We start from the raw sequence: 22,423 nt of genomic DNA on the forward strand, positions 1-22,423 counted from the left end.
TGTATCTCCCTGTGGAATTTTCGGTCACTCCGGGGTTGATCAGTATGCCTTGAACTGCTCGGAGAACAGCAGGTCACCGCTGTGGATGTGGCGCACATCGTCTATGTGGTAACGCATCATGGTGAGGCGGTCCACTCCCAGGCCGAAGGCAAAACCGTTCCACTCTTTGGGGTCAATATCTCCGGCTTTGAGAACATTTGGGTGCACCATGCCGCAGCCCAGGGCTTCCACCCAGCCGACCTGCTTACACACTGAACAGCCTTTTCCGCCGCACAAAAGGCATTCGTAATCAAGTTCGAATCCGGGCTCAACAAAGGGGAAAAAGCCGGGGCGGAGACGGACTTTAATCTCTTTCTGAAAGATCTCAGACAAAAGTGTCCGTAGGAAATGGATCATATGGGATACGCTGATATCCTTGCCCACCATCATGCCTTCAAGCTGATGAAATGCGGCTTCATGACTGGCATCCAGAGCTTCCGAACGGAATACTTTGCCCGGGCCCACAAATTTAAAGGGGGGCTTGTGCTGTTCCATACCCCTGATCTGAATATTTGAAGTATGGGTTCGCAGAAGGTGTTTCTTATCCTGAAACCAGAAGGTATCCTGCATATCCCTGGCAGGATGATTGGCGGGAATATTCAATGCTTCAAAGTTGTGGTACTCATCTTCTATATGGGGGCCGTCGAGAATATCGAAACCCATGGAGAGGAAGATATCTTCAAGCTCCCGCATTACATTGCTGAGCGGATGAAGGCCGGCAGCCTGCTGACCCTTATCCTTCAACCGGTCTGTCCAGGATATATCCTGCCATTCCTTATCCAGCCGGGTGTTGATTTCTTCAAGCTCAATACGAGTGCTCTGCTCTTCCAGGAGCTGTTCCATGAACTGTTTGGCTTCGTTGGCTTTTGCACCGAACCTGCTTCGTTCCTCAGGGGAGAGATTCCGCATACCCGACATGAGGCTTTTAAGTCTGCCCTTTTTCCCCAAATACTCGGCCTTGAACTGAGCCATTTCCGGCAGTGACTGAACCTTTTCTATACCGGCTCTAAAATCTTCCAGCATCTGCTGCAGTTGTTCCACCATGTTCTGCTCCTCTCTCTCACGTGTTCATGTGCTCACCATGTAAGGTGATTCTTCCGGGAAGCAATTGTAAAAGCAAGGGGTTTTTCAAGAACCTCTCCGGGTGTTTGTCTGTTGAGCATCTTTCAAAATTGGATTTTGAAAGATGTCGGATATCGGGTCGAAATTATAATCCATTTAGAAGAATAGAATTATGATTTCTAAAGGTCTTGGCCATTTCCAAAATCGCTGATATTTGAAATTGCCTCTGTTCTATAAAAAAAAAGGATTCCCCGCCTGAGCGAGGAATCCGCTGATGTACCTTAGATTGATTATCTATGGTCCTCTTCGAATCCCTCGCAACTGAAGGTTATAAAGCTGAAAAAGAAAAAAAAGCTGTCACGAAGATTCGGCTTGATCATAGATACCCGGTATTATAGCAAGTTGACCTGAAGTGTCAATATTTTCACCCGCCCCGGGGAACGAGAGAATGGGATGTCACCCCTTCACCCCTCCTGCGGATAGTCCGCCTACAAGTTTCTTCTGAATTGTCATGAAGAGGGCAATAACCGGTATGGCGGTGAGCATGGAAGCGGCCATAATCCGGTCCCATATGGCATTCTTGGAGACAAACAGACTGTTGAGGCCCAAAGGAAGAGTGTAAATATCCCTGTAGGTTTTGAGAAACACCGAGGCGAACAGGTACTCGTTCCATGCGATCATGAAACTGTAGATGTATACGGTCACCAGCGCGGAAATGCTCAAGGGAATAATAATCCTGAAAATTGTGCTGAATCTGGTGCATCCATCGATTAATGCCGCCTCCTCAATGGAGAACGGGACCGATCGGAAAAAATTGCCCAGCATGTAGAGGGAAACCGGAAGGGTCTGAACCATGTAGATAATCAGCAGGGCAAAAAAAGTACCGCTTCTGGATCCGGCCAGCCCTATGCCTACCGCCATTTTATAGAGGGGAATGAGGAGAAGAATTCCTCCAAACATGTATACAAACAGCACACCCCGCTGAATTACCGCCCGTCCCCGGTATCGGGTTCGGGCGAACGAATATGCGCCGAATACCGCGAGGATTAAACTGATCAGGGCGGCAATGGATGAAAGAACCAGACTGTTTCGGAAAAACTTCAAAAACGGAAATACGTCTCCGGTATCCTGGTACCTTGAGAGGATCTCTTGACGCTGCTCTCTTGTCAGTTCAGGACTCTCCTCCAGCAAGTTGATGATCGACTCGGGTACATTGCTCAGAGATTGTCCGACTCCAAGCAGTTCGGCGTACGCTCCCGTATTGATCTGTGTGGGAATGAGGGAAGGGTTACCCCAATCCCATTGATATTTCAGTGAGGTGGAAAGCATCTGAACAAACGGAAATAGACAGAATGCAAGAATCAGAAGGATCAGCAGGGTGAAACCTACTTTCCGCAGAACTCCTTTACGACCTACCATTTAAGTACCCTCTTTACATACACGAGAATTATTCCTGTGAGAAGGATAAACTGGATTACTGCCAGAGAACTTGCATCTCCCAGCTCCATGGTTCCGATAAAAGCCTTGAAATAGGTATAGATGGACAGAACTTTGATATTTGTCCCGGTGAGAAGAAACACTTCTTCAAATTTATTGAAGTTCCAGATAAATCTGAGAAGCATGAGGGCTCCGATGACAAAATACAGTTCCGGCACGGTAATATGCCTGAATTTTTGCCATCCATTGGCACCGTCAATTTCTGCAGCCTCATACAAATTGGAATCAATTGCCTGAAGCCGCGATAGGATCATGAGATAACTGAATGGGAAATTTTTCCAGATGTTGAATATGATGAGTACCCACAGCGCATTTCCCGGATCCCGGATGAGATTGAAACGCTCGGAAATCCAACCCAGCTGTTCCACCATGGTATGCATAAAGATCCCGTTCACCGGGTCGAAAATAAATTGCCATGCGAAAACCACAGAAATAACCGGTGCTACATAGGGAAAGAGAATCAGGCTGCGAACCAGACCCCTCAGGGGGAACTTGCGGTTCATTACAACTGCTACACCCAGTCCCACAAGAGTGGTTCCCAGAGTGGACAGTACTACATAAAGAATGGTAACCACCACCGAACGCCAGAATTCCGCATCGCCGATGATTCTGGAATAATTCTGCACTCCGATAAACTGGTTGGTTCCCATGAGAGCCACATCAAAAAAACTGAGATAAATATTATAGAGAATGGGATACAGAATCAGCAGCAGAATAACTGCCAAGGCAGGGGCTATGAGAGCCCAGCCAAGCCGGGTTTCCCTCTGTTCATTGGTAATTGCTTTGAGATGTATCATACATACCTCATAGAAGGAGGGGAGGACCGGAAAAACCCTTCCCGGTCCTCAAAATAATTACTGATTGATAATATCCAGCATCGCCTGTTCTGCGTTTTCCATGGCCCTGTCAACTCCCACACCTTCCTGGGTGATTGCAAAGAGCATTTGTGGAATAATCTGGTTGGAGAAGATTGCGCTGGCGGCTTCAATGCGACGGCCGTCCACAATGGAAAATGTTTGAATTTCATTCATTCCGGAAATAATTTCGGCCATCTTGTCCGGTCCGTAGTTTGCAAAAATTCCCTTGGGGTCGTTCTGGAACCGGGCATTGGTTGCAATCTCTTTCAGCGTTGGGTTCATACCTCCCGGTGCCATGTGCAGAAATGTGATGTATGCATTCTGGGTGTAGAGATAGCGAAGGAACTTTGCCGCTGCCTGGGTGACCACAGGATCCTCCTGTTCGGTCAGTCCCATTGTCACCACAACTCCATAGCCCGCATCCCGGGTGTTGCTGATAATTGGTGCAAGTTTGGTATTATCCGCAAGATACGGGTCGAAGCGCGCGCCTTCAAGGTTCTCGAAATTTTCATTGGTGAGGCTTCCGGCCGCAACTTCCGCCAGGGCAAGGTCGTCCATGATATATGTTGAGTAGAAGAACATGGCCATTCTGCCCTGAAGGTAATAATCCCTGGCTCTCCAGGTTTGGGGACCCGGGGGATTGTATTGGGCCAGATCGGCGTAAAATTCAACGGCTTCCTTCATTTCCGGACTGTTGAACACGAGGTTGCCTTCCCGGTCGAACAGGGCGGCAGCGTTGGACATAGCAATTGGGGTGAAACACTGCTCGGTGAATGTTTCTGCCGTTGTTCCCACCAGAATACCGTACTGGTTTTCATCCGGGCGGTAAAAATATTCTGCAGCTTCGCGGATATTTTCCCAGCTGTTGGGAGGATCCAAACCTGCTTCCTCGAACCAGTCGGAGCGATACCATATGCCCTGAATCCAGCCATGGTAGGGAAGGGCGTAGTATCCTCCTTCCCCGTCGGAAACCAGCCTGAGCACACCGCTGTAAAAGTTATCTGCTCCGATTTCCTCCACCAGGGCAGCCGTTGCTGCCTTATCCATGAAGCCTTCGGCACCGAAAGTAACGGCATTTTCAGCACCCATCTCCACCAGTCCCGGCAGGGTTCCTGCAGCGGCGGCTGCATTCATCTGTGTTGGAATATCGTTTTCATCAACAGGAACAAGATTGATTGTCACATTGGGATTAATTGCACTGTAGGTGTCGATGAGAACCTGAATTGTGGCCATTCGGTCCGATTGGGTCTGGGTGGTCCAGAAATCGAATTCCACAGGTTCAGTGGTAGATGCTTCACCGCCGCCTGCGGCGAAAACCTGTACGGTAAACAGAAGCGCGAAACCGAACAACAGAAATACAAGACGCTTCATACAAAGCCTCCTTAATAAAATATTAAGAAAGACCAAATGCTGCGCTGCCAGGATGCGTATCTTTCTTATACACATGGACCGGTTTTTTACCTTTTCCCACAATCAGTCGGGGTTCAAACGCTATATAATGAAGATCAGAGTAATCTTCATCATACACCATAATAATTGAGTCGTCAAACTTTTTGGAGATATATTCCTTTTTAATGCTGTGGCCGACAGAGGCTTGAATACCTGTGGGAGATACATGGAGGATCTATGACGAGAAAGGAAACAGCCGGGAGCAAATTCCTTGTAGCGGTCCCGGTTTGCACCACCATGGAAGAAACACTTCGCACTGTTCACAGCTACCTGGAGCTTTGTCCGGGAGGATTTATGGTGGGGGTGGGCGGACAGCTTCCGGTGTTGAACACGGAGAATACCGGAATATCTGCGGATTATCAGCGGCTCTGCATCCTGATCAGCCAGCTGAGGCAGCTGGCTCCCCGGGCTATTATAGCCGTAGATGCCGAGGGCGGGGAATTGTTCAATATTCTCAGAGGGATCAGTCCGCTTAAATCCCCCAGGGAGTACCGCAGAAGTTCCCATGGCAGTTTCCGCCGCCAATTCCTTGATCATGTGAAGCGCCACGCAGATTTTCTTGCCGGGGCAGGTGTTAATCTGAACTTTGCTCCTCTTGTGGATATCCCCCGCAATGGTTATACGGGGTACACGGCCGCGGATGGACGCAGTATATCCGATTCACCGGAAGAGGTGGTCTGGTATGCCCGGGAATTTATCCGAATTCACAGGGATGCAGGGGTGATCTGCAGCGCCAAGCATTTTCCCGGATACGGGCACCTCAGTGAAAATCCTCACAATACCCTCAGCCATGAAGAGGATCTCTGGGATGAAGCCCGGGAGCTGGCACCCTACCGGAGTCTGCTGAAGGATCACCATCTGGATGGGGTGATGATGGGCCACAGCACTACTCCGTATCATCCAGGCGTGCCGGCAAGTCTTGCATCCCAGGCCAGGACACTTCTTAGGGAGGAGTTGGGCTTTCAGGGAGTGAGCATTGCGGATGAACTGTTTATGGGCGCTATCAGTGAGTATTACAGCACCCTCGTGTCCGGAAGAGATGACGGTGATCCCATGGGTGAATCCAGAGCGGTTGATGCATGGCGAAATAATGATCTCATAATTGTGAGTTATCCTGTTCAGGAGTCAAACGGTACTGTCCGGGGTGTACCCGGCGGTGAGCGGAGACTGTTCACCATGAGCGCGGCGGTATCCCGGGCTATTTCAGCGGGAAGGCTCGTTCCATCCGACTGGGATCTGAGTATGAAGCGTGTGAAAGAGATTTTCAAAAATATCTGAAAAATATTGATTGATATGCCTACCAGTGCTATACATAGAAGTGCGAGGTAATATGAATCCTTCCAAAGAACTGGTAGCCGCATCATCAGTATCCCTTGTGCTTTCCATCCTGTCTGCCGGGGATTCCTATGGTTATGAAATAATCAAGACAGTTGACCGTATTTCCGGGGGTACATGGAACTGGTCGGAGGGAATGCTGTATCCGGTTCTTCATAAACTGGAGAAGAACGGATGGATTTGTTCATACTGGCATCGGGGCAGCGGAAACCGCAGAAGGAAGTACTACCGGCTGGAGCCTGAGGGAAGAACTGCACTCAAGACGCAAAAGGCGGAGTGGCTTAAGGTCCATGCAATTCTCATGAACAGCTGGCCGAATGAGGAGGAGCTGTGAATATTCGGGATGAAATACAATTGTGGCTTGGTGAGATTGCCCATCGCAGCGAGCTCGATTCGGAGGACCAGGAAGAAATGGAAGCTCATCTCCTGGATTCGGTTGAGGACCTTATGAAAGCCGGACTACGGGAAGATGAGGCATATCTTATTGCACTTCGCCGCTTCGGTAGTTCACATGAGATTATCCTTTCCCAGCATGAACGGAGCACCCGACGGCTGTGGAAACAGATATACAGGGAAGCCGGTGAACCGGGGTCTGACAGCCAGCAAGCAGTATTGAGACGGGAAAACATTCTCACCGCTGCTCTGGCACTGATTGTCGGAGTTTTGGCATTGATCCCGGGCATGATAGGGCGCGGGGTGAATTCCGGGTCCCCGTTCTACTTTCTGAACCTCAGTTTCTTGGTCATTCCTGTTCTTGGACTCTATTTTCAGGGGCGCAGATGGATCCGCGGGGAGCAGAAAAACGAATCCTGGCTGTTGCCGCTGATTCTGATGTTCCTTCCGCTTTTGGTAAATCTGTATCCCTTTGAGGAATGGGGACAGACACAGATTATCGTGATGCTTCACCTTCCCCTTGCCCAGTGGCTGGTGCTTGCCCTTTCCCGGAACCCCCGGAGCCTGAATGATCCCCAGGGGAGGCTTGATTTTATCCGCTTCAGCGGTGAAACGGTGGTGTATTCCGTGCTTGTGGGAATTTCTGGGATGCTGATTGTTCTGTTAAGCCTGGGGCTGTTCAGCATTATCTCGGTGGATATAGAGGGTGTTCTTGAGCGATTTGTTCTTCCCCTGCTGTTCCCCCTAACTCTGTTTCTCGGAACCATTCTGGCCGAACGGAAGCGATCCCTTGTGGAAAACTTTGCGCCGGTGCTTGCGAGGATCGTATCTCCTCCTCTATTGCTTGTTCTCCTAATCTTTACCGGCTTCTTTCTGAGTAGGACTTCTGTACTGGAAGCGGACCGGGAGTTATTAATCATTATGGATATTATGCTGCTGGCGGTTATAACAGTGGTGATATTTTCGGTGAGTGTACGATCGGAAATCAGGAAAAATCCCTTTCAGGATTGGATGAATCTGCTGCTGGTGCTTTGTGCATTCCTGCTGAATGTAATAGTGCTTGGCTCAATGCTGTACCGCCTTGCGGAATACGGAATCTCGGCGAACAAGATTACCTCTTTGGGTTCGAATATTTTGCTCACGGGAAATCTGGGGGTATTGCTGCTCTACTTTGTGAAGAAGATACGCAGCGGTGTATCGGGCAGCAGGATGCTCTCTATTCAGGGTCAATTTTTTACCGTCTACTATATTTGGTTTCTGATCCTGATCATGCTCTTCCCACTGATATTCGGGTTTGTGTGAGCGTCACAGCAGAACGATCTATTCCCGATGGAGAAATCTCCCGGGACAGGAGTGAATATGAGTTTTGAGCATGCGGGGGTGCCCCGGCATATCGGGATAATAATGGACGGCAATGGACGCTGGGCAGAGTACCGCGGGCTTAATCGCAGTGCCGGCCACAAAGAAGGGCTTGTTGCGGCTAAAAACATCGTGAAGCAGGCACGGGAGGCCGGGGTTAAGTATCTGAGTCTCTACACCTTCTCCACAGAAAACTGGAAGCGTACCGAAGATGAAGTGGCCGTGCTTATGGGGCTCATAAAGAGCAGCCTGAAAAAAGAGTACCGATTCTACCGGGAAAATGAAATCCGGGTGCTTCATTCCGGGGATCTGAGCAGGCTTCCGGAGGATATCCGCCAGGAGATATTCGATGTGGAAGATGATACACAGAATTTCGGAAAACTCACGGTCAATCTTGCCATTAATTACGGTGGACGAGATGAAATTCTCAGAGCGGTGCAGTCGGCCCAATCCGACGGTGTTAATGTGATCGACTTAAATGAGCGGCGCATCGCTCGCTATCTTGATCAGCCCGAGCTTCCGGATCTGGATCTGGTAATACGGACCGGTGGAGAGCAGCGGCTGAGCAACTTCATGATCTGGAGAGCCAGTTATGCCGAATTGTATTTTTCTCCCACATTCTGGCCGGATTTCCACCGGGCGGAGTTCAGAGGGATACTGGAGTGGTATTCGGGCCGGCAACGTCGTTTCGGCGGAACCGGCTGATATCCTGTGGGATGAAATCTCTGCCGGGTAGGGTTACCTATCGGGTTTACAGTTTCCGGACCATCTTCACTGCCCCGGGCATTCGGCTGTGCTCCTCAAATCCTATATGCAGATAAAACTGGAGGGCCCTGGTGTTTTCTTCGGATACAACCAGGTAACAGCCGGGAATATTTCTGGACGACAACTCCTGAAGATACCGGTTTATGAGCTCTTTTCCCGCACCCATACCCTGAATCTGGGGCAGCAGGTCAATATGCAGATGGGCGGGGAATTTACGGTCAAATTCAACACTTTTTCGGTCGCTGTGAATTCGGGAGAGGATGTGCTTTTCACTTTCGGATGGAGCGTCCATGTCCTCAGGATACCGTTCTCTCAGTGGTGGGAGAAACTCGTCTTCCATCCAGCTGTAAAATTCTCTGCTGTTTTCAGTACCGAGAATGTATCCCTTCGGCTCCTGGTTAATGCAGGCGGAAAAGCATATGCCGCTGGAATGAATGAGATAGGGCAGCGCATAAATTTGGCCTACCATATACGGGTCCCGAAATTCAGCTCCGCCGTCTCTCCCATTGTCTGACGTTCTCAAACAAATCTCCATGATATGGGGGATGTCCGATGGATGAAATGCTCTGATGTTAAGTTCGCGGTTCATTGATTACCTCACTTTGTTGAAAAAACGGCAGTTATCCGGTTCTATTGACGTAAATCAGCTGTTGCAGATGCGCTGTTCCTGAGTATGAGAAAGAGAAAACCTGCAAGAATTAAAGCGTAATGACACATGAGCGAAGGCATGGCTCTCTGAAGACTGGTGAAGATTGCAGCAGTTATGAGACTCGGCACCATGAAACCCAGGACTCCCAGCTGAAAATAGCGGATGCTTCTCATGCTTAGAGTTCCTATGGCTTCCAGCATTTTTCTCCGGTAAAAGAATGGTGATATGATAAGCAGGAGAATACCGGATTGATAAAAAATAGCATAGAACCATCTTCCCGGCACAGCGTTGGTATACACGGCGATTACCGTATCGCAATGGGATAGAATGACCGAGGTATCAAAAAAAGCATACCAGATAGAAAATGCCAAACCGGCAATAACGTACAGACCGGCTATGATCCTGGCTGAGTTTCGGGGTATTGCCAGGGCGAGAAATACCAGTCCCAACGGGGGGAGCCATGTGATATCAATAAATGCCGCCCTGGAAAACATTCCGCTCAATCCGGGGCTGCAGTTGAGAGCTTCAAGGATCTGATACCCCGCAAGAAGAAACAGAATCGCAATAATGCTCCAGTGTACGGGATCCTTTTTCTTAATCCGGAGAATTCCGTAGAGGGCTGCAGCCACTTCTATAGCCGCGGTGATGAGCGATAAGATCGGTGAATAATTCATGGTTTCAGTATATCTACTGTGATTCGTGAATGCCAGAGGCTTGCTTTCGTTCCCGCTTTTCCCGGTACATTCGGGTATCCGCTGCATCCATAAGATCGCCTATGGTTTTTCCGTCTACGGGGTACAGAGCCGCCCCGATACTTACGCAGATAGTTACTTTATCACCGTTGAAATTCAAGGGGAATCGGAGTTCATTTCTGAAGCGTTCCAGAGCAGGATCCAATTCCTCCCGGGAAGAAATATCGGAGAGCAGAAGCAGGAATTCATCTCCTCCCATGCGGAATGCCGCTTCCGAAGATCTGCAATGTTTTTTCAGCAGATAGCCGATGCTCCTGAGCACCATATCTCCCGCCTTGTGTCCATAATTGTCGTTTACCGGTTTCAGGTTATTCACATCGAGGAGAACCAGGGCGAATGCCGAGTGCTCTCTGTGGGCTCGGGCGATCAGGGTGGACGCGTAGGATTGAAAATATCCTCTGCTGTGTAATCCGGTCAGGGCATCGAAAATCGCCTGTTCCCGGAGTAGAACCCGTGTTGATAGTAGGAGGTACATAATAAACCCGAAGCCCAGGGATACGAGAAGGGCTCCGAACCCGGAAAGGATGGATGTCAGGCTTGCATTTGACCACCCGTCAGCGGGCATGAGGGCCAGCGTCCAACTTGCATTCAATATTCCTATTTCTGCCACCAGGGGGTTCCGGTTCATGATAGCCGCATCACCGTAAAAACTCTCTGACGGAAAACTCTCCTTAAGAAACAATGCATACTCTATGTCCATTTCTTCCGCTCTGGCGTCTGTCTGACGGAAAACTTCCCCGGCATCCAGTACAATTCCAAGCTGCCCCCAGTATTTTCCATCCACCGATACAGGAATGCGGACAATTAATCCCGTTCCCCCTTGTAGAAGATCCACCGGTTCGGTAATGGCTGCTTTGCCAGTTTCTTTTACATATAATACGCCAACCCTCTGACCCGGTACCATAGCGAGGTTGCTGCCGATGGCATCCTCATTTCCCTCCCGGGGATATGTCCACACTATTGTGGTGTCTTCGACCACACTGACGCTTCGGATGTTGTCTTCCTGTCCCTGGAGTAGTCGGGAAAGAAATTCCCGGGTATTTGGGGAGTCGGGACCCTCATTGAGTTCCAGCCAAGCCCGAAAACCTTCCAGACGTTGCACGTTAGTGAAAAGGAGTTCTTCAATTTCCGATTGAAAGTTGATAACAGAGTTATATTCCCCAAGTCGCTCTGCTGCCAGGTTCTGCTGAATACGGCTGCTTATGAGCACTGCAAAGACGGAGAACAGTATGAGGGAAACTGCTGCGGAAAAGAGGATAGGCCGTTTCAGGACTCTGTCGCTTTTGTATGCATTAATCATTGATGCTTCCATTGTAATACATGGTGGTGATTAAATGGGCGGGTCCAACGCACCAGGGTTACATTACGCTGTAAGCCAGACACCGGAAACAGACACCGGAAACAGACACCGGAAAAAGACACCGGAAACAGACACCGGACACCGGACGGGACGCGCCAGGCGCCGGAAACAGATGCCAGACGCAGACAACAGACTCCGGTCACCTGGCCCTGTGCAAGACGGAGCAATCCGATTACAGCGTCTATTTTCCCCTCAGTAGACCGGCAAGACCCCGAAGAAACTTGCCGTTCAGCATGAGAATCAGGCTGTCCACCGTGTGCATGGTAATTTTATCTCCGCCCATCATGCCAAGATTTTTCAGAGGCATTTCCCGGATTACCGCCTGCATCATGGCAATCGATTTTTCATCCGACTCTTTACTCATCATTCGTTCTCCTTCTCTCATTGCAATCTTAAATAAAATTCTGCCGATGAAGGTTCGCGTAGTTTCCTCCAGGGTCGAATTCCGGGTAAAGCCGGCTGTGGGATCGGGGTCGGAGGGGGGAATGGGACGGCCTAGAAGCTTCCGGAAGGGTGATTCGGCTGAAATGTCCGAAAATAGTCCGGGTGAAGGCGAAAAGTATTCAGGAACCACATCTTTGAAATCAGCAGCCTTGTTGGAGGGGGGCTGGGCAGAGTCAATTTGAATTGTATCCCGAAGTCTAATCTCTTCCGAAGAAGCGCCAACCCGGATTTCAAAATTCCCGGACTCCACAAGCCAGTCCCCTGCTCCCGGATCCCAATAGGCGAAGGATCTGTGGTTGAGTCGGAATTCCACGGTTTTCTCTTCCCCGGGATCAAGTGCAACCTTAGCGAATCCCTTCAGCTCCTGTTCGGGACGGAAGACGGAAGATTGCTCCGGATGAACGTAGAGCTGCATCACCTCTTTCCCCGCTCTGGAACCGTTGTTGGAAATGCGGCACTCCACCTTTCGTTCGGTTCCTACACCGCTGATGCTCATGCCGCCATAGCTGAATTGGGTGTAACTCAAACCGTGTCCAAATGGGAACAGTACGCGTTTGCCGGTTGTGGAAAAATACCGGTATCCAACATAGATGGAGTCGGTGTAAATGACCGATGCCCCTCCCCCGGGAAACTGGGCGGAGGAAGGTACAGCCTCCAAAGATTGGGGGAAGGTCTCAGCCAGCTTTCCTGAAGGATTCACCCGGCCGAAAATAATATCTGAAACAGCTGAGCCCCAGGCCTGCCCTCCCAGATAGCTCTCCAGTACCGCGGGGGTAGAATCAAGCCATGGCATGAGCACCGGTGCACCGTTTGAGAGAACCACTGCTGTCTGTGGATTTACTTGAGCAACGGCGGATATGAGATCATTGTGGCTTCGGGGCATACTCAGATGTTCCCTATCGAAGCCTTCCGATTCCGAGATTTCAGGAAGGCCTGCAAATACAATAACGGTATCCGCCGCCGCAGCTGCGTCCACCGCTTCCTTGATCAGCCTGGAATCCGGCTCTTCGTTTGCGGGATCGTATCCTGCTGCGTACAACAGCTGTTGATCACCCCCGAGTTCCCTTGCAATTGCATCATACGCGTTATCCAGTTGCGAAGGGTTAATCAGGGAGCTTCCGCTGCCCTGATACCGGGGAGCTTTGGCGAAAGTTCCGATGAGTGCCAGCTTGGGACGTTCTTTTGCTGATGATCCGGAACTGCTGCCTGGTTTGAATTGTTCCCCATCCAAGGGGAGCAGATTGTCATTTTTTAGAAGCACGGCGGATTCTGCTTCGGTACGCCGTGCAAGTTCGTGGTGGGAGGAAGCATTGTAGGTGAATTCTTCCTGTAAAACCCCGTGTGTATCCAGAATCACCTTCAGGATGCGGTCAACGGCAGCATCCAGGGTCTCTTCCTGAAGCGCTCCGCTCTGTACTGCCTCTACAATCAGGTTATCGTTATACCCTCCGCTTGCGGGCATTTCCAGATCCAGGCCTGATTTCAGACCGGCTACCCTGTTGTTGACCGCCCCCCAGTCGGTAACCACGAACCCTTCGAAGCCCCATTCCTCCTTCAGGATTCGGGAAAGCAGCCAAGGGTTCTCGCTGCAGAATGCTCCGTTCAGCTTATTGTACGCGCACATCACCGTTTTCGGCTGTGCTTCTTTTACGGCTGTTTCAAAGCCCGCAAGATATAGCTCCCGGAGTGCACGTTCATCCACCACCGCGTCAATAATCATTCTCCTGCGTTCCTGGTTGTTGGCTGCGAAATGCTTGAGAGATGTGCCCACCCCCAAAGACTGAACCCCGCGGATCAGCGATGCGGCCAATTTACCTCCCAAATATGGGTCTTCAGAGAAATACTCGAAATTCCGGCCACAGAGGGGGGAGCGTTTTATGTTGACCCCGGGTCCCAGCAAAACCGCAACCTGTTCCTGTCGGCATTCTTCACCCAGCGCTCTTCCCACTTCATTCAAAAGCTCTGCATCCCAGCTCGATGCCATGGCCGAGGCGGTTGGAAAACAGGTGGCCGACACGGAACCGCCGATTCCCATATGATCTGCGGAGGACTCAATCTGTTTGCGTAATCCATGGGGACCGTCGGCAACCATAATATCGGGGACGTTTTTTTCCACAATGCTTTTTAAGTGCCAGAAATCTTTGCCGGAACAAAGTGATGCCTTTTCTTTCAGGCTGAGAGATGCCCGAATTTCCTGAATTTCTTTCATTGATAGCCTCTGTTGATATAGGTATCCCCGTGCAAAACGCGGGTCTTTATTAATCATCATCCTATTGAAAAGAGGAGCTGTCAATTTTTCACGATAATTTATTCTCTGTATAACCTTTCTGAAAACTATTTCCAGGAAACCGGCAGGATAATTCCGGGCTATTTTCAGGAACCGGAGCGATCATTTTGGAGTGCTGCAACCGATGCGGATATCCTTCCGTCCAGGGATTCCAAGGGAAGCCAGCCGATTCTGCCGTCAGGAAAACGGAAGCCCAGTGCATTGCTTCTGACAGCCGCAAATCGAATCCCGGAATGGTTCTCCGTATTCAGAGTGGAAACGAATAACGGGCCTACGGTAAAAGCACCGGACCATGGAATGGACTGAAAAGGTGTTTGCCGTTGTGCCAGGGCCTGACCTTCATAATCCCGTGTTGATGGTGATGGCCGAAGAGCCGAACGTCCGGAGGGTTGCAGGTACAGTTCCAGCGGTTCTGAAATATCCACCAGATCCCCGGGTTGAAAATCAAGGAAAGTATCCGGATCCGGCAACCCGGGAGTGGCGTTATCCGGAGAGATCAGGAAATACCAGGGATCCAAGGGTTGTCTCCAGCTGCTGTCATATATTCCGAAATGCAAATGATAGGGGCCGCCCAATGCGTTGCCGGTATTTCCGGTTCCACCGATTTCAGTTCCTTTACTCAGTTTGTCCCCGGCAGAGATTTCCGTATAGCGGTCAAGATGGGCATAGTAGTACAGCAGTCCCCGCTGTTCATCCCTCAAGCTGACTGATTTACCCCCCAGATCCCGCTCCCCCACACGCAGGACCCGGACATCCGAAGGTGTCAGCAGGGGTGTACCTTTTGGAGCATAAATATCTATTCCATGATGAACCCGCCTGCCTCCGTCCCTGCCATCACCGAATACGCTGATCACATCATCCACATCGGAGTTTTCCACAGGCCATGACAGACTGGCAGAAGATTGGAAGGTAACCGTGAAACTCCCACCTTCCAAGAGTCTGGGTTGAATCCTGACAAGATAAAACCTGGAGGATCGCGGCTCAAATTGAATTGATGCTTCTCCAGTAAGTGCCTCACCCTGCAGATTTCCCGCTTCCGGGCTCCCGGAAGCAATTTGGGTAAACTCCTGCTCCGACCAATTGCCCGATTGCCCGGCACCCGGGATAAACTCCTCGGGCATTCTGAAGAGATCCAGAAAGAACCCGGTATCATCCGGAGCTTCTACCGAAATGGATACCCGTTGGCCGCGAACTCCCTCAATAAGGTAAAACGCTGCGTCCGGTACCCCGGGGTCAAAGTACCGCAGTTCCTGTTCCGGAAGGAGTGTGAGGGGCACAGGATTCTCAGAGGGTTTGCTGAATCGGATCCATGCCTCACCCATGGGTGTACCCGATAGGTTAAGACCTTCGAGTGCTCGTATGTATTCCCCATGGGAATCATCGGGGCTGTAGACCTCAGGGATTTCTTCACTGCCTCTGCAGGCAGCGGAAAATATCCCGGTAAAAATTAATATGGAAAAAAGCAGATTTTTTTTTGCAGTGTTCATATCTTAAAGATACTTACCGGGAGTGGGAAAAAGCAATGTTCAATCTATGAAGTCCAACCCCCGGTGGTATAAGGGAGATAGTGCACGGAAGCTTGTAAAACCCCCCGTATTTTTGCGGAAGATTTTAATAACCACTGCTGATAGTGGGATAATAAAAAAAGCTCCACTATATACGGATCAAAATTCCGGGAATGGACCATTTTACAAGCTTCGGTGCACAGCACTATGTGTATGGAGAATATCCTATTTATGGAGAATATCTTGTGAGAAATACAGTACAACTACGGAAAGCGGTGTATCGGATACTGGGCATAATATTTACGGTTGTGGGAGTGGTAGGTATCGTCCTGCCGGTTATTCCCACCACCGGACCATTGATTCTGGCAAGCGGATTTTTCATTCATTCAAGTCCGAGGCTTCACCGTTGGCTGAACGGCAACAGGATTACCGGCCCGTATATCCGTGCTTATACTGAGAAACGGGGCTTAAGTCTCCGCCGGAAGCTGGGAACCATTGCCTTTCTCTGGTTCGGTTTGAGTGTATCCGGCTATATTATGAGAGATAGCAGCTGGGTGTTGCTCCTTCTTGCTGCGGTTGGAGTTGGGGTGAGTATTCATGTTGCCACCATCCGGCCGGAAGTTCCTTTTGGCATGGAAAATCAGAGGTCAGCTGAACCGAATGTTGTTGAACCGGATGATTTGGTTGGTACGTCTGATAATCTGCCAGAAAAGATGACAGAGCGTCCAATAGAGAACCCGCCAGAGTGTACGGAAGATGAGCAACCCGGATCAGAGGGAAAAGAACTTGCGTAAAGATGCCGCTGAAGATACAGCTCAGGAGCTGTTTCGCTATGGTTCATTCAGTTCCTGGATCTCCATGGGTAGATGAATGGTGAAAATTCGACCTCCTTTCTCCCTGTTCTCTATTTCAAGGCTGCCCTGAAGCACCGCCCGTATTATGGTGTTGGCCTTGTGCAATTGCACGCGGAAGCCCTCCCGGGTGATTCCCTTTACCTCGGAGAGGGATTGGGGAGAAAGAATTTCTGTTCGTTCTTCCTCCCCGAAATGATTCCCGTTATCTATTATTTGAACCAGAATTTCCGACCTGTTTGAGGGTGTTTCCAGGGAGATGTTGATAAGCATCGCGGCACTCTCCGGACTGTCCTCCAGCAACACATCTTTCAGGATTGTTTCAAAAACTTCTTTCAGCGCCGGCCGGAATGATCTGATTACCCGGGAATCGCTCTGTTCGAGATTTAGGGTGCCTTTTCCAGGAGGCATGGAGTTCCGGACATGCTCTACAACCTCGCTCAGCAGATGCCGGATATCAATTTCGCTTTCCTTCAATTGTTTCAGATCGAGGCTGGCTGATTTCAATACATCCATAATACTGATCAGGCGGTACATGTTGGAAAGAACAATCTGGTTCATTTCCGAAGCATTCTCAATCAGTGTTTCGAATCTACTTCTGCTGAGCTGATTCATCTGCATCCGGGAGCTCATTTCCTGCAACGAACTGCGGAGACTGTCTGCGGAGGTAAGTGCGCTTCCCAGCGGGGTGTTCAGCCGATGGGAGAGGCTGATAATCAGCTTGCCAACCGCTGTGGCCTGCCGGTTTTCCAGGAGCTTTTCCTGGGTTAGCTTCAGCTGATTGCTTCGCTCTGTGATTGTGGACTCGAGGGTGCCGGTGTGCTCTCTGATTTTTTCCAGGAGGCGGGCGAAAGCGTTTCCCAGCAGTCCAATTTCATCATTGGTGAAGCTGGAAAAGTCCATGCTGTAGTCACCCCCTGCTGCCTTTGAAGCGGCGGCTTGAAGTCTGCGGAGGGGATGCAGAATCATTCGATTCATCAGAAATCCTATGGCCAGGAAGAACATCAGGATAGAAATAGTGAAGACCAGAATTATTCGTTGAATGGTATCCTGCATGGTTATGGGAACCGTCTCGATTTCCACAACTGAAGCAAAGAACCAGTCCAGATCGCGAATATACTGCAGTCCAGCAATGTATCGCTCACCATCAGTTCCAATTCCGTGGAGAATGCGTGTTTCTCCGGGACTTCGTTTTACAATTTCCATACTGGCAGCCAGACTATCTTCAAAAGTCATGAGATCTGTAACAAAAATCTTTTTGTCCGAAATTTCCTGGTCGGTATTTGCTTTCATTATTTCTGTGTCGGGATGAAATATAATTGCTGAGGAGTCATCAATTATGACTGGAATATGACCCTCGGCACCCGAATCCATCAGGGCTTTAGCGAATTGGTTCAGGGGAAAAGTGGTGCCTGCGACCCCTTTCATTTGATTGTTCACTATTACCTGCCAATTAACCCAGATATTCCGCGCGGGGAACACCCGGTTGGTATCGGGGTTCAATTCATATGAATTTCTTTCATCCATCATGGTCCGAAAAAACCAGTTGTCGGCGGGATTATCTTCTTTGAGAATATATTTATGGGTTTCCGTATATTCAATGGAGGGTCCGTTCATATACATCTGTCGGGAATCTTTCAGTGCAATGAATACAGTTTTTCCGGTGCTCTCCTGTCTGATGTTTTCCAGATCGTGGAAGAAAAGCTGAGAGATTTCTGAATTATCAGGCTGTTCAATCCATGCCTCGGTAAGACTGGATTCAGCAAGCCGGCGGGAAAGGATGATTTCCTTATTCAGGTTCCTCCGTAATTGAGCTACGAAGATATCGCTCTGATCCCGGGAAAACCTACTGGCATACGTGATTCGCGTTTGAGAAAATCCTGAAAGTGCGAGGATAATAGTGAGGAATAGCAATAATAGTAGCAGGCCGGTTAACGCCACAAAGAGCTTGGCTGTCAGACCGGAAAACCGCGGAGTTCTGACACCCGACTTCATAATCTAATCATATTGGAAATAGTTCGTACTTTCAAACCATGATTCTAATCGGGTCAGGGGTACTGTTCTATTATGCGTCTACCATTGAGAATTATGGGCATCGAATATCAGGCTGTGTTTTTTTGCTTCCATTTCCAGTTCCGCCTTTTCCTCGGGGGATAGCGGATTAAATTCTTTCTCAGCCCTGATAATCCAATCGAACAGTCTGGCATCACCCGGGCTAACAGCTGATGTGACCCCATCTATTCCCAGGGTAAACCGCAATCCGGTGAGCGCTTCCTCATAAGATTCCACCGGCCAATACCATGCTTTTTCTACGGGGCCTTGTCGGCCCTCAGGTACCGAATGTTTTGCCAAGGCTTTCAGTGCGAGGATTGCGGCGTTTTTCTCCCTGGCAAGGGGAAGAACCTTCTTCCCGAAATCACCCCCGTACCAGGTGACCCAGTTAACCGGAAATAAAATTGAGTCGAAGTCATAGGCGTCAAGCAGGGCAATTGCAGCCTCCTCGCTGTGGGCTGAAAACCCCAGGTGGCGGAGCTTTCCAGCTGTTTTTGCCTTATCCAGTGTTTCCAGTGCTCCGCCGGGTGCAAGGATCTGATCCACATCTTCTTTTGTGGCTACTGCATGAAGCTGGTACAGATCGAACCAGTCGGTTTTTAGTAGATCAAAGGAAGTTTCAAGATCCTTTTCTGCCTGGTCTCCATTTCTCAGCTGGGTTTTACAGGCAAGAAATACATTGTTACGGTATGCTTTCAGCGCAGGTCCAAGCATCTCCTGGGCATTTCCATAGTTTGGGGCTACATCAAAATAGTTGATTCCCGCATCGATGGCTTTCGAAACCGCCAGGCTGGAATCCTGTGTGGTTTCGTTCATTACCAGGATGCCGCCGAAACCAATTACAGACAGCTGAATACCCGTTTTTCCATACTCTCTTTTTCTCATACCTGTTCTCCTGGCGTCCATGTAATTGCGTTCCTGTTGTACAGGGAAAGCTTTGAAACTGGACGTTCCATATAATCCAGCCTATAATCCCCGTGTATTCCTGTCCATGTTTTTCCCGGATATCTTTTTCTGTGGTTTTAATAATGGGCTGTCTTCACCGGGAATTCTATAGCACATACTGCAGCGGGAGAACTGAACGTATTGTTCACCAGGAGTTCGGGTATACACCATGACCAATCTTGTATTAATCGTGCAGGTTCTTTTACTTTTTTTTTCTTCAGCCGGATTACTCAGTCTCTGGTTGATTCATAAACGATCTCCTACCAAAATCTCACTGCTCCTCTGCTGTATATTTCTCCTGCTTGCAATGAATCAATTCCGATTCATAGTGGTGTCTATGCTTCCGGAAGATGTAGTGGCAGTGAGATCGGTAATGATGCTGCAGGCAGGTATTGCGCTGGCGGTGGTTTTTACTGTGTATGCTACGCTTGCGGTGCTCCTGGGGCTGCTTGAAGACGGGAGCATGCTCAGAAATGTAATCATCGCGGGATTGATTATTATTGTGCAGACGGTTCGGGTTTTTGCCGCATTTACACCCCTTCGGATAAATCCTCTGTACTCCTATGTGTTGTCTCTGTTTCTCCTTTCCTTATACATTTTTTGGGTCGGCTATATATTTCGGCGAAAAATCACTATTCCAATCCCTTCAGGACTGCGCATACTGCTCCAGAGATTGGGCGTTGTTACCATGATTTTTGCCCCCCTTTCCTTTGCGGCCTACATGGGGGCATATCTTCTGGAGTTCAGGTTCTCACTCAGTCTGGACAGTGTCCTGCTGGTGCTCTGGAGTGGCGTATCGATCGAATTGCTCATGGAATATATACGCCGTATCGGAAGCATACCGGGGATTATCGGCGAAAAGTCCAGGGCTGCACAAAGCTATCGCCTATCGCCCAGGGAGCAGGAGGTTCTCACACTTGTTCTCAAGGGTATGAATAACCGGGAAATCGGGGACGCTCTATTCATATCCTACACCACGGCCAGAACCCATGTTTCCCATATCTTTGAGAAAGTGGGGGTGAGAAGTAGAGTGGAGTTGATATCACGTCTTTTACGTGAATAACCGGTGCATCGAAGCTTGAAAAAAATTCGGGAATCCCCCGCGTTCTAGTCCAAGCAGCAGGAATTTTTTTCGATATACGGTTATTGAATGCACTACAATCATCCATCAAGAAAATCCTGGCTGAATTCAACCCGAACACCTCGGTTTTTCCCTGCACTGCAAAAATCATACGGTTGTAGCATAGTTTTTTCCTCGGATCGGAGCCACTATGTGGCCAAAAGACAGTGCACGGAAGCTTGTAAAAAATTACGAAATTTCGCGGAAAACTAAAATAGCCCCTAGCGGTGGTGGGGAAAAGCAAATGATCTACCATATGTGGATCAAATTTCCCGGGATTTGTTTTTTCACAAGCTTTGGTGCACAGCTCAAGGAGAAAGACATGAAAAAGCAAAACAATGTGTTAGGTTGGATTTTTCTGACCTTAGGTTTTCTGGTGGTTATTAATTTCATTCCCATGATATCTCTGAAAACGCCGGCTATGGAAAAGTACGAATTATCGGGAATAACCACATATGTGCAGCCGTCGGATTTGGCTTCCGCCCGTCGGATTGCATCCAATATTGCAGCCCACGCAGCTCCGGTAACTGCCAGGCTGGATACCAAATTGCAGGATGATATCTCTCTGATTGTGTATCCTGGTATTAAGCGCCTGCATGTTAAGACCATTGGACTGGCAGGAATCTTTTTGCCCAACTGGTATATCGGTAAGAATACCCGGGAAAGCGTATTGATCGTCTCTTCAGATAATCCGGGGCCCGCACATTCCCGTGCTTCGGTGGAAAAAGCGGCGGTTCATGAGTACGTCCATGTACTCACCGACAGACACAATCAACCAATGGATTATTGGCTGAAGGAAGGCTTCGCCCTCTATCTTGCAGAGCAGACTCCCTCAGATCAGGCAGTGAGGAGCAGACTGGATATTACCGGGGAAGAGTTTTCCACCAGTAATGCAATCCGATTTGCCGAAGTTGGGGGGTACACCATTGCATACGTATTGGTTGAGTATCTTGAGTCTGCCTATGGATGGGATACAGTGCTCCGATTTCTGGAACCTGGGAGCGACTTTGTTTCTGTACTCGAGATGGAGCGGACCGAGGTTTTGGAAGAGATGAAAGATTGGAAACGCAGCCGGCTGTAAGGCGAAGGAAGCTCATGGAATTATCATCCAAGGTCTGAACAAATAATGATATAATATGTCGGGAATATTCGGCTCAATGGAGATAATCATTTCCAGTAATATGATCTCCCGTTGAGCCGGGTGCAATACGGAGGAATAATGGTACGCAAGGCAAAGGTCTCGGATGCAGAACGCATCTCCGAGATTCATGTGTTCAGTTGGCGCATATCCTACCGACATATGCTATCGGATGAAATTCTTTTTAATACGTTGAAGGTGCAGACCAGTCTGAACAAGCACCGGCAAAATTTAACCTCAGGCGATGAAACACTATGGGTGTACGATGACGGTATCATCAAGGGTTTTATGGCGGCTGTGGAAGAAGGAAAATTCCTGGAGATCAAGGCTATATATATAGATCCGGCATTTTACCGTGAAGGCTGCGGAGCAGCTCTCATGAAATTTGCTGAGGAATACGCCGCATCCCAGGGGGTCACACAGATCTTTCTCTGGGTTCTGGAGGGGAATACTCCAGCACGCAGCTTCTATGAAAAGCACGGCTACAGTTCCGATGGTGTCCGCACGTATCGGGAAGTTCTGGATGCACATGAATTACGTTACAGTAAGAAATTGTAACGTGTG

19 protein-coding genes are annotated in these 22,423 nt (G+C 49.3%); 8 read left to right on the forward strand and 11 right to left on the reverse strand.

Annotated elements, in window-relative coordinates; genetic code table 11:
• Positions 1-39: 39 nt before the first annotated feature.
• From pheS to AC52PS_RS08370, 4 genes are all read right to left on the reverse strand, one after another.
• Positions 40-1,083: a phenylalanine--tRNA ligase subunit alpha gene (gene pheS / locus AC52PS_RS08355; RefSeq protein WP_495562599.1), complete on the reverse strand. Its 1,044-nt coding sequence runs from the start codon at positions 1,081-1,083 to the stop codon at positions 40-42.
• Positions 1,084-1,557: 474 nt separating this feature from the next.
• The gene (locus tag AC52PS_RS08360) at positions 1,558-2,520 is read right to left on the reverse strand and encodes a carbohydrate ABC transporter permease (RefSeq protein WP_495562600.1); all 963 of its coding nucleotides are present in this window, start codon (positions 2,518-2,520) and stop codon (positions 1,558-1,560) included.
• Complete coding sequence (locus AC52PS_RS08365; RefSeq protein ID WP_495562601.1) at positions 2,514-3,395, reverse strand: carbohydrate ABC transporter permease; 882 nt, start codon at positions 3,393-3,395, stop codon at positions 2,514-2,516. Before AC52PS_RS08365 ends, AC52PS_RS08360 begins: the two co-directional genes overlap by 7 nt.
• A 57-nt stretch (positions 3,396-3,452) precedes the next feature.
• Positions 3,453-4,826: an ABC transporter substrate-binding protein gene (locus tag AC52PS_RS08370; RefSeq protein WP_495562602.1), complete on the reverse strand. Its 1,374-nt coding sequence runs from the start codon at positions 4,824-4,826 to the stop codon at positions 3,453-3,455.
• Between the two features lie 255 nt (positions 4,827-5,081).
• Between AC52PS_RS08370 and AC52PS_RS08375 the strand changes: the two genes are divergently transcribed.
• From AC52PS_RS08375 to uppS, 4 genes are read left to right on the forward strand one after another with little or no spacing between them, the layout of a single operon-like run.
• A complete protein-coding gene (locus AC52PS_RS08375; protein ID WP_495562603.1) occupies positions 5,082-6,182 on the forward strand; it encodes a glycoside hydrolase family 3 N-terminal domain-containing protein in 1,101 nt (366 codons plus the stop codon).
• Between the two features lie 52 nt (positions 6,183-6,234).
• Positions 6,235-6,573: a PadR family transcriptional regulator gene (locus tag AC52PS_RS08380; RefSeq protein ID WP_495562604.1), complete on the forward strand. Its 339-nt coding sequence runs from the start codon at positions 6,235-6,237 to the stop codon at positions 6,571-6,573.
• Complete coding sequence (locus AC52PS_RS08385) at positions 6,570-7,934, forward strand: permease prefix domain 1-containing protein (protein WP_495562605.1); 1,365 nt, start codon at positions 6,570-6,572, stop codon at positions 7,932-7,934. Before AC52PS_RS08380 ends, AC52PS_RS08385 begins: the two co-directional genes overlap by 4 nt.
• Positions 7,935-7,991: 57 nt before the next feature.
• Positions 7,992-8,696, forward strand: a complete 705-nt coding sequence (gene uppS / locus AC52PS_RS08390; protein WP_495562606.1) for a polyprenyl diphosphate synthase — start codon at positions 7,992-7,994, stop codon at positions 8,694-8,696.
• A 46-nt stretch (positions 8,697-8,742) separates the two neighbouring features.
• On the opposite strand, the gene AC52PS_RS08395 is transcribed toward uppS, so the two are convergent.
• The 5 genes from AC52PS_RS08395 to AC52PS_RS08415 all read right to left on the reverse strand — a co-directional run bounded on the left by AC52PS_RS08395 (position 8,743) and on the right by AC52PS_RS08415 (position 15,735).
• A complete protein-coding gene (locus AC52PS_RS08395; RefSeq protein WP_495562607.1) occupies positions 8,743-9,225 on the reverse strand; it encodes a GNAT family N-acetyltransferase in 483 nt (160 codons plus the stop codon).
• Between the two features lie 161 nt (positions 9,226-9,386).
• The gene (locus AC52PS_RS08400; protein WP_495562608.1) at positions 9,387-10,079 is read right to left on the reverse strand and encodes a hypothetical protein; all 693 of its coding nucleotides are present in this window, start codon (positions 10,077-10,079) and stop codon (positions 9,387-9,389) included.
• Between the two features lie 13 nt (positions 10,080-10,092).
• Complete coding sequence (locus AC52PS_RS08405) at positions 10,093-11,457, reverse strand: diguanylate cyclase domain-containing protein (protein ID WP_495562609.1); 1,365 nt, start codon at positions 11,455-11,457, stop codon at positions 10,093-10,095.
• 241 nt (positions 11,458-11,698) lie between these two features.
• Complete coding sequence (locus AC52PS_RS08410; RefSeq protein ID WP_495562610.1) at positions 11,699-14,170, reverse strand: glycoside hydrolase family 3 C-terminal domain-containing protein; 2,472 nt, start codon at positions 14,168-14,170, stop codon at positions 11,699-11,701.
• Between the two features lie 164 nt (positions 14,171-14,334).
• Positions 14,335-15,735 carry a M23 family metallopeptidase gene (locus tag AC52PS_RS08415; RefSeq protein ID WP_495562611.1) on the reverse strand — a complete coding sequence of 467 codons (1,401 nt, stop codon included), beginning with the start codon at positions 15,733-15,735 and terminating at the stop codon, positions 14,335-14,337.
• A gap of 263 nt (positions 15,736-15,998) precedes the next feature.
• Here AC52PS_RS08415 and AC52PS_RS08420 point away from each other — a divergent pair, with 263 nt between their 5' ends.
• Complete coding sequence (locus tag AC52PS_RS08420; RefSeq protein ID WP_495562612.1) at positions 15,999-16,547, forward strand: YbaN family protein; 549 nt, start codon at positions 15,999-16,001, stop codon at positions 16,545-16,547.
• 36 nt (positions 16,548-16,583) lie between these two features.
• Here the strand turns inward: AC52PS_RS08420 and AC52PS_RS08425 are convergent, their stop codons facing one another.
• Together AC52PS_RS08425 and AC52PS_RS08430 are read right to left on the reverse strand one after the other, a co-directional pair.
• The gene (locus AC52PS_RS08425; RefSeq protein ID WP_495562613.1) at positions 16,584-18,599 is read right to left on the reverse strand and encodes a HAMP domain-containing protein; all 2,016 of its coding nucleotides are present in this window, start codon (positions 18,597-18,599) and stop codon (positions 16,584-16,586) included.
• 78 nt (positions 18,600-18,677) lie between these two features.
• Positions 18,678-19,541, reverse strand: a complete 864-nt coding sequence (locus AC52PS_RS08430) for an aldo/keto reductase (RefSeq protein ID WP_495562614.1) — start codon at positions 19,539-19,541, stop codon at positions 18,678-18,680.
• 367 nt (positions 19,542-19,908) lie between these two features.
• Between AC52PS_RS08430 and AC52PS_RS08435 the strand changes: the two genes are divergently transcribed.
• The 3 genes from AC52PS_RS08435 (at position 19,909) to AC52PS_RS08445 (ending at position 22,417) form a co-directional block, all read left to right on the forward strand.
• Positions 19,909-20,664 (forward strand): response regulator transcription factor, encoded by a 756-nt coding sequence (locus AC52PS_RS08435; RefSeq protein ID WP_495562615.1) that lies wholly within the window; start codon positions 19,909-19,911, stop codon positions 20,662-20,664.
• 379 nt (positions 20,665-21,043) lie between these two features.
• A complete protein-coding gene (locus AC52PS_RS08440) occupies positions 21,044-21,802 on the forward strand; it encodes a hypothetical protein (RefSeq protein WP_495562616.1) in 759 nt (252 codons plus the stop codon).
• Between the two features lie 138 nt (positions 21,803-21,940).
• Positions 21,941-22,417, forward strand: coding sequence for a GNAT family N-acetyltransferase (locus AC52PS_RS08445; protein ID WP_495562617.1), 477 nt, complete (start codon positions 21,941-21,943; stop codon positions 22,415-22,417).
• Positions 22,418-22,423 lie beyond the last annotated feature (6 nt).

The organism is Salinispira sp., assembly GCF_059431795.1.

Bases quoted from the DNA above. Each gene is read 5' to 3' on its own strand.
- pheS (WP_495562599.1), bottom strand. From the start codon at position 1,083: ATGGTGGAACAACTGCAGCAGATGCTGGAAGATTTTAGAGCCGGTATA.
- AC52PS_RS08360 (WP_495562600.1), bottom strand. From the start codon at position 2,520: ATGGTAGGTCGTAAAGGAGTTCTGCGGAAAGTAGGTTTCACCCTGCTG.
- AC52PS_RS08365 (WP_495562601.1), bottom strand. From the start codon at position 3,395: ATGATACATCTCAAAGCAATTACCAATGAACAGAGGGAAACCCGGCTT.
- AC52PS_RS08370 (WP_495562602.1), bottom strand. From the start codon at position 4,826: ATGAAGCGTCTTGTATTTCTGTTGTTCGGTTTCGCGCTTCTGTTTACC.
- AC52PS_RS08375 (WP_495562603.1), top strand. From the start codon at position 5,082: ATGACGAGAAAGGAAACAGCCGGGAGCAAATTCCTTGTAGCGGTCCCG.
- AC52PS_RS08380 (WP_495562604.1), top strand. From the start codon at position 6,235: ATGAATCCTTCCAAAGAACTGGTAGCCGCATCATCAGTATCCCTTGTG.
- uppS (WP_495562606.1), top strand. From the start codon at position 7,992: ATGAGTTTTGAGCATGCGGGGGTGCCCCGGCATATCGGGATAATAATG.
- AC52PS_RS08395 (WP_495562607.1), bottom strand. From the start codon at position 9,225: ATGGTAGGCCAAATTTATGCGCTGCCCTATCTCATTCATTCCAGCGGC.
- AC52PS_RS08400 (WP_495562608.1), bottom strand. From the start codon at position 10,079: ATGAATTATTCACCGATCTTATCGCTCATCACCGCGGCTATAGAAGTG.
- AC52PS_RS08405 (WP_495562609.1), bottom strand. From the start codon at position 11,457: ATGATTAATGCATACAAAAGCGACAGAGTCCTGAAACGGCCTATCCTC.
- AC52PS_RS08410 (WP_495562610.1), bottom strand. From the start codon at position 14,170: ATGAAAGAAATTCAGGAAATTCGGGCATCTCTCAGCCTGAAAGAAAAG.
- AC52PS_RS08415 (WP_495562611.1), bottom strand. From the start codon at position 15,735: ATGAACACTGCAAAAAAAAATCTGCTTTTTTCCATATTAATTTTTACC.
- AC52PS_RS08425 (WP_495562613.1), bottom strand. From the start codon at position 18,599: ATGAAGTCGGGTGTCAGAACTCCGCGGTTTTCCGGTCTGACAGCCAAG.
- AC52PS_RS08430 (WP_495562614.1), bottom strand. From the start codon at position 19,541: ATGAGAAAAAGAGAGTATGGAAAAACGGGTATTCAGCTGTCTGTAATT.
- AC52PS_RS08435 (WP_495562615.1), top strand. From the start codon at position 19,909: ATGAATCAATTCCGATTCATAGTGGTGTCTATGCTTCCGGAAGATGTA.
- AC52PS_RS08440 (WP_495562616.1), top strand. From the start codon at position 21,044: ATGAAAAAGCAAAACAATGTGTTAGGTTGGATTTTTCTGACCTTAGGT.
- AC52PS_RS08445 (WP_495562617.1), top strand. From the start codon at position 21,941: ATGGTACGCAAGGCAAAGGTCTCGGATGCAGAACGCATCTCCGAGATT.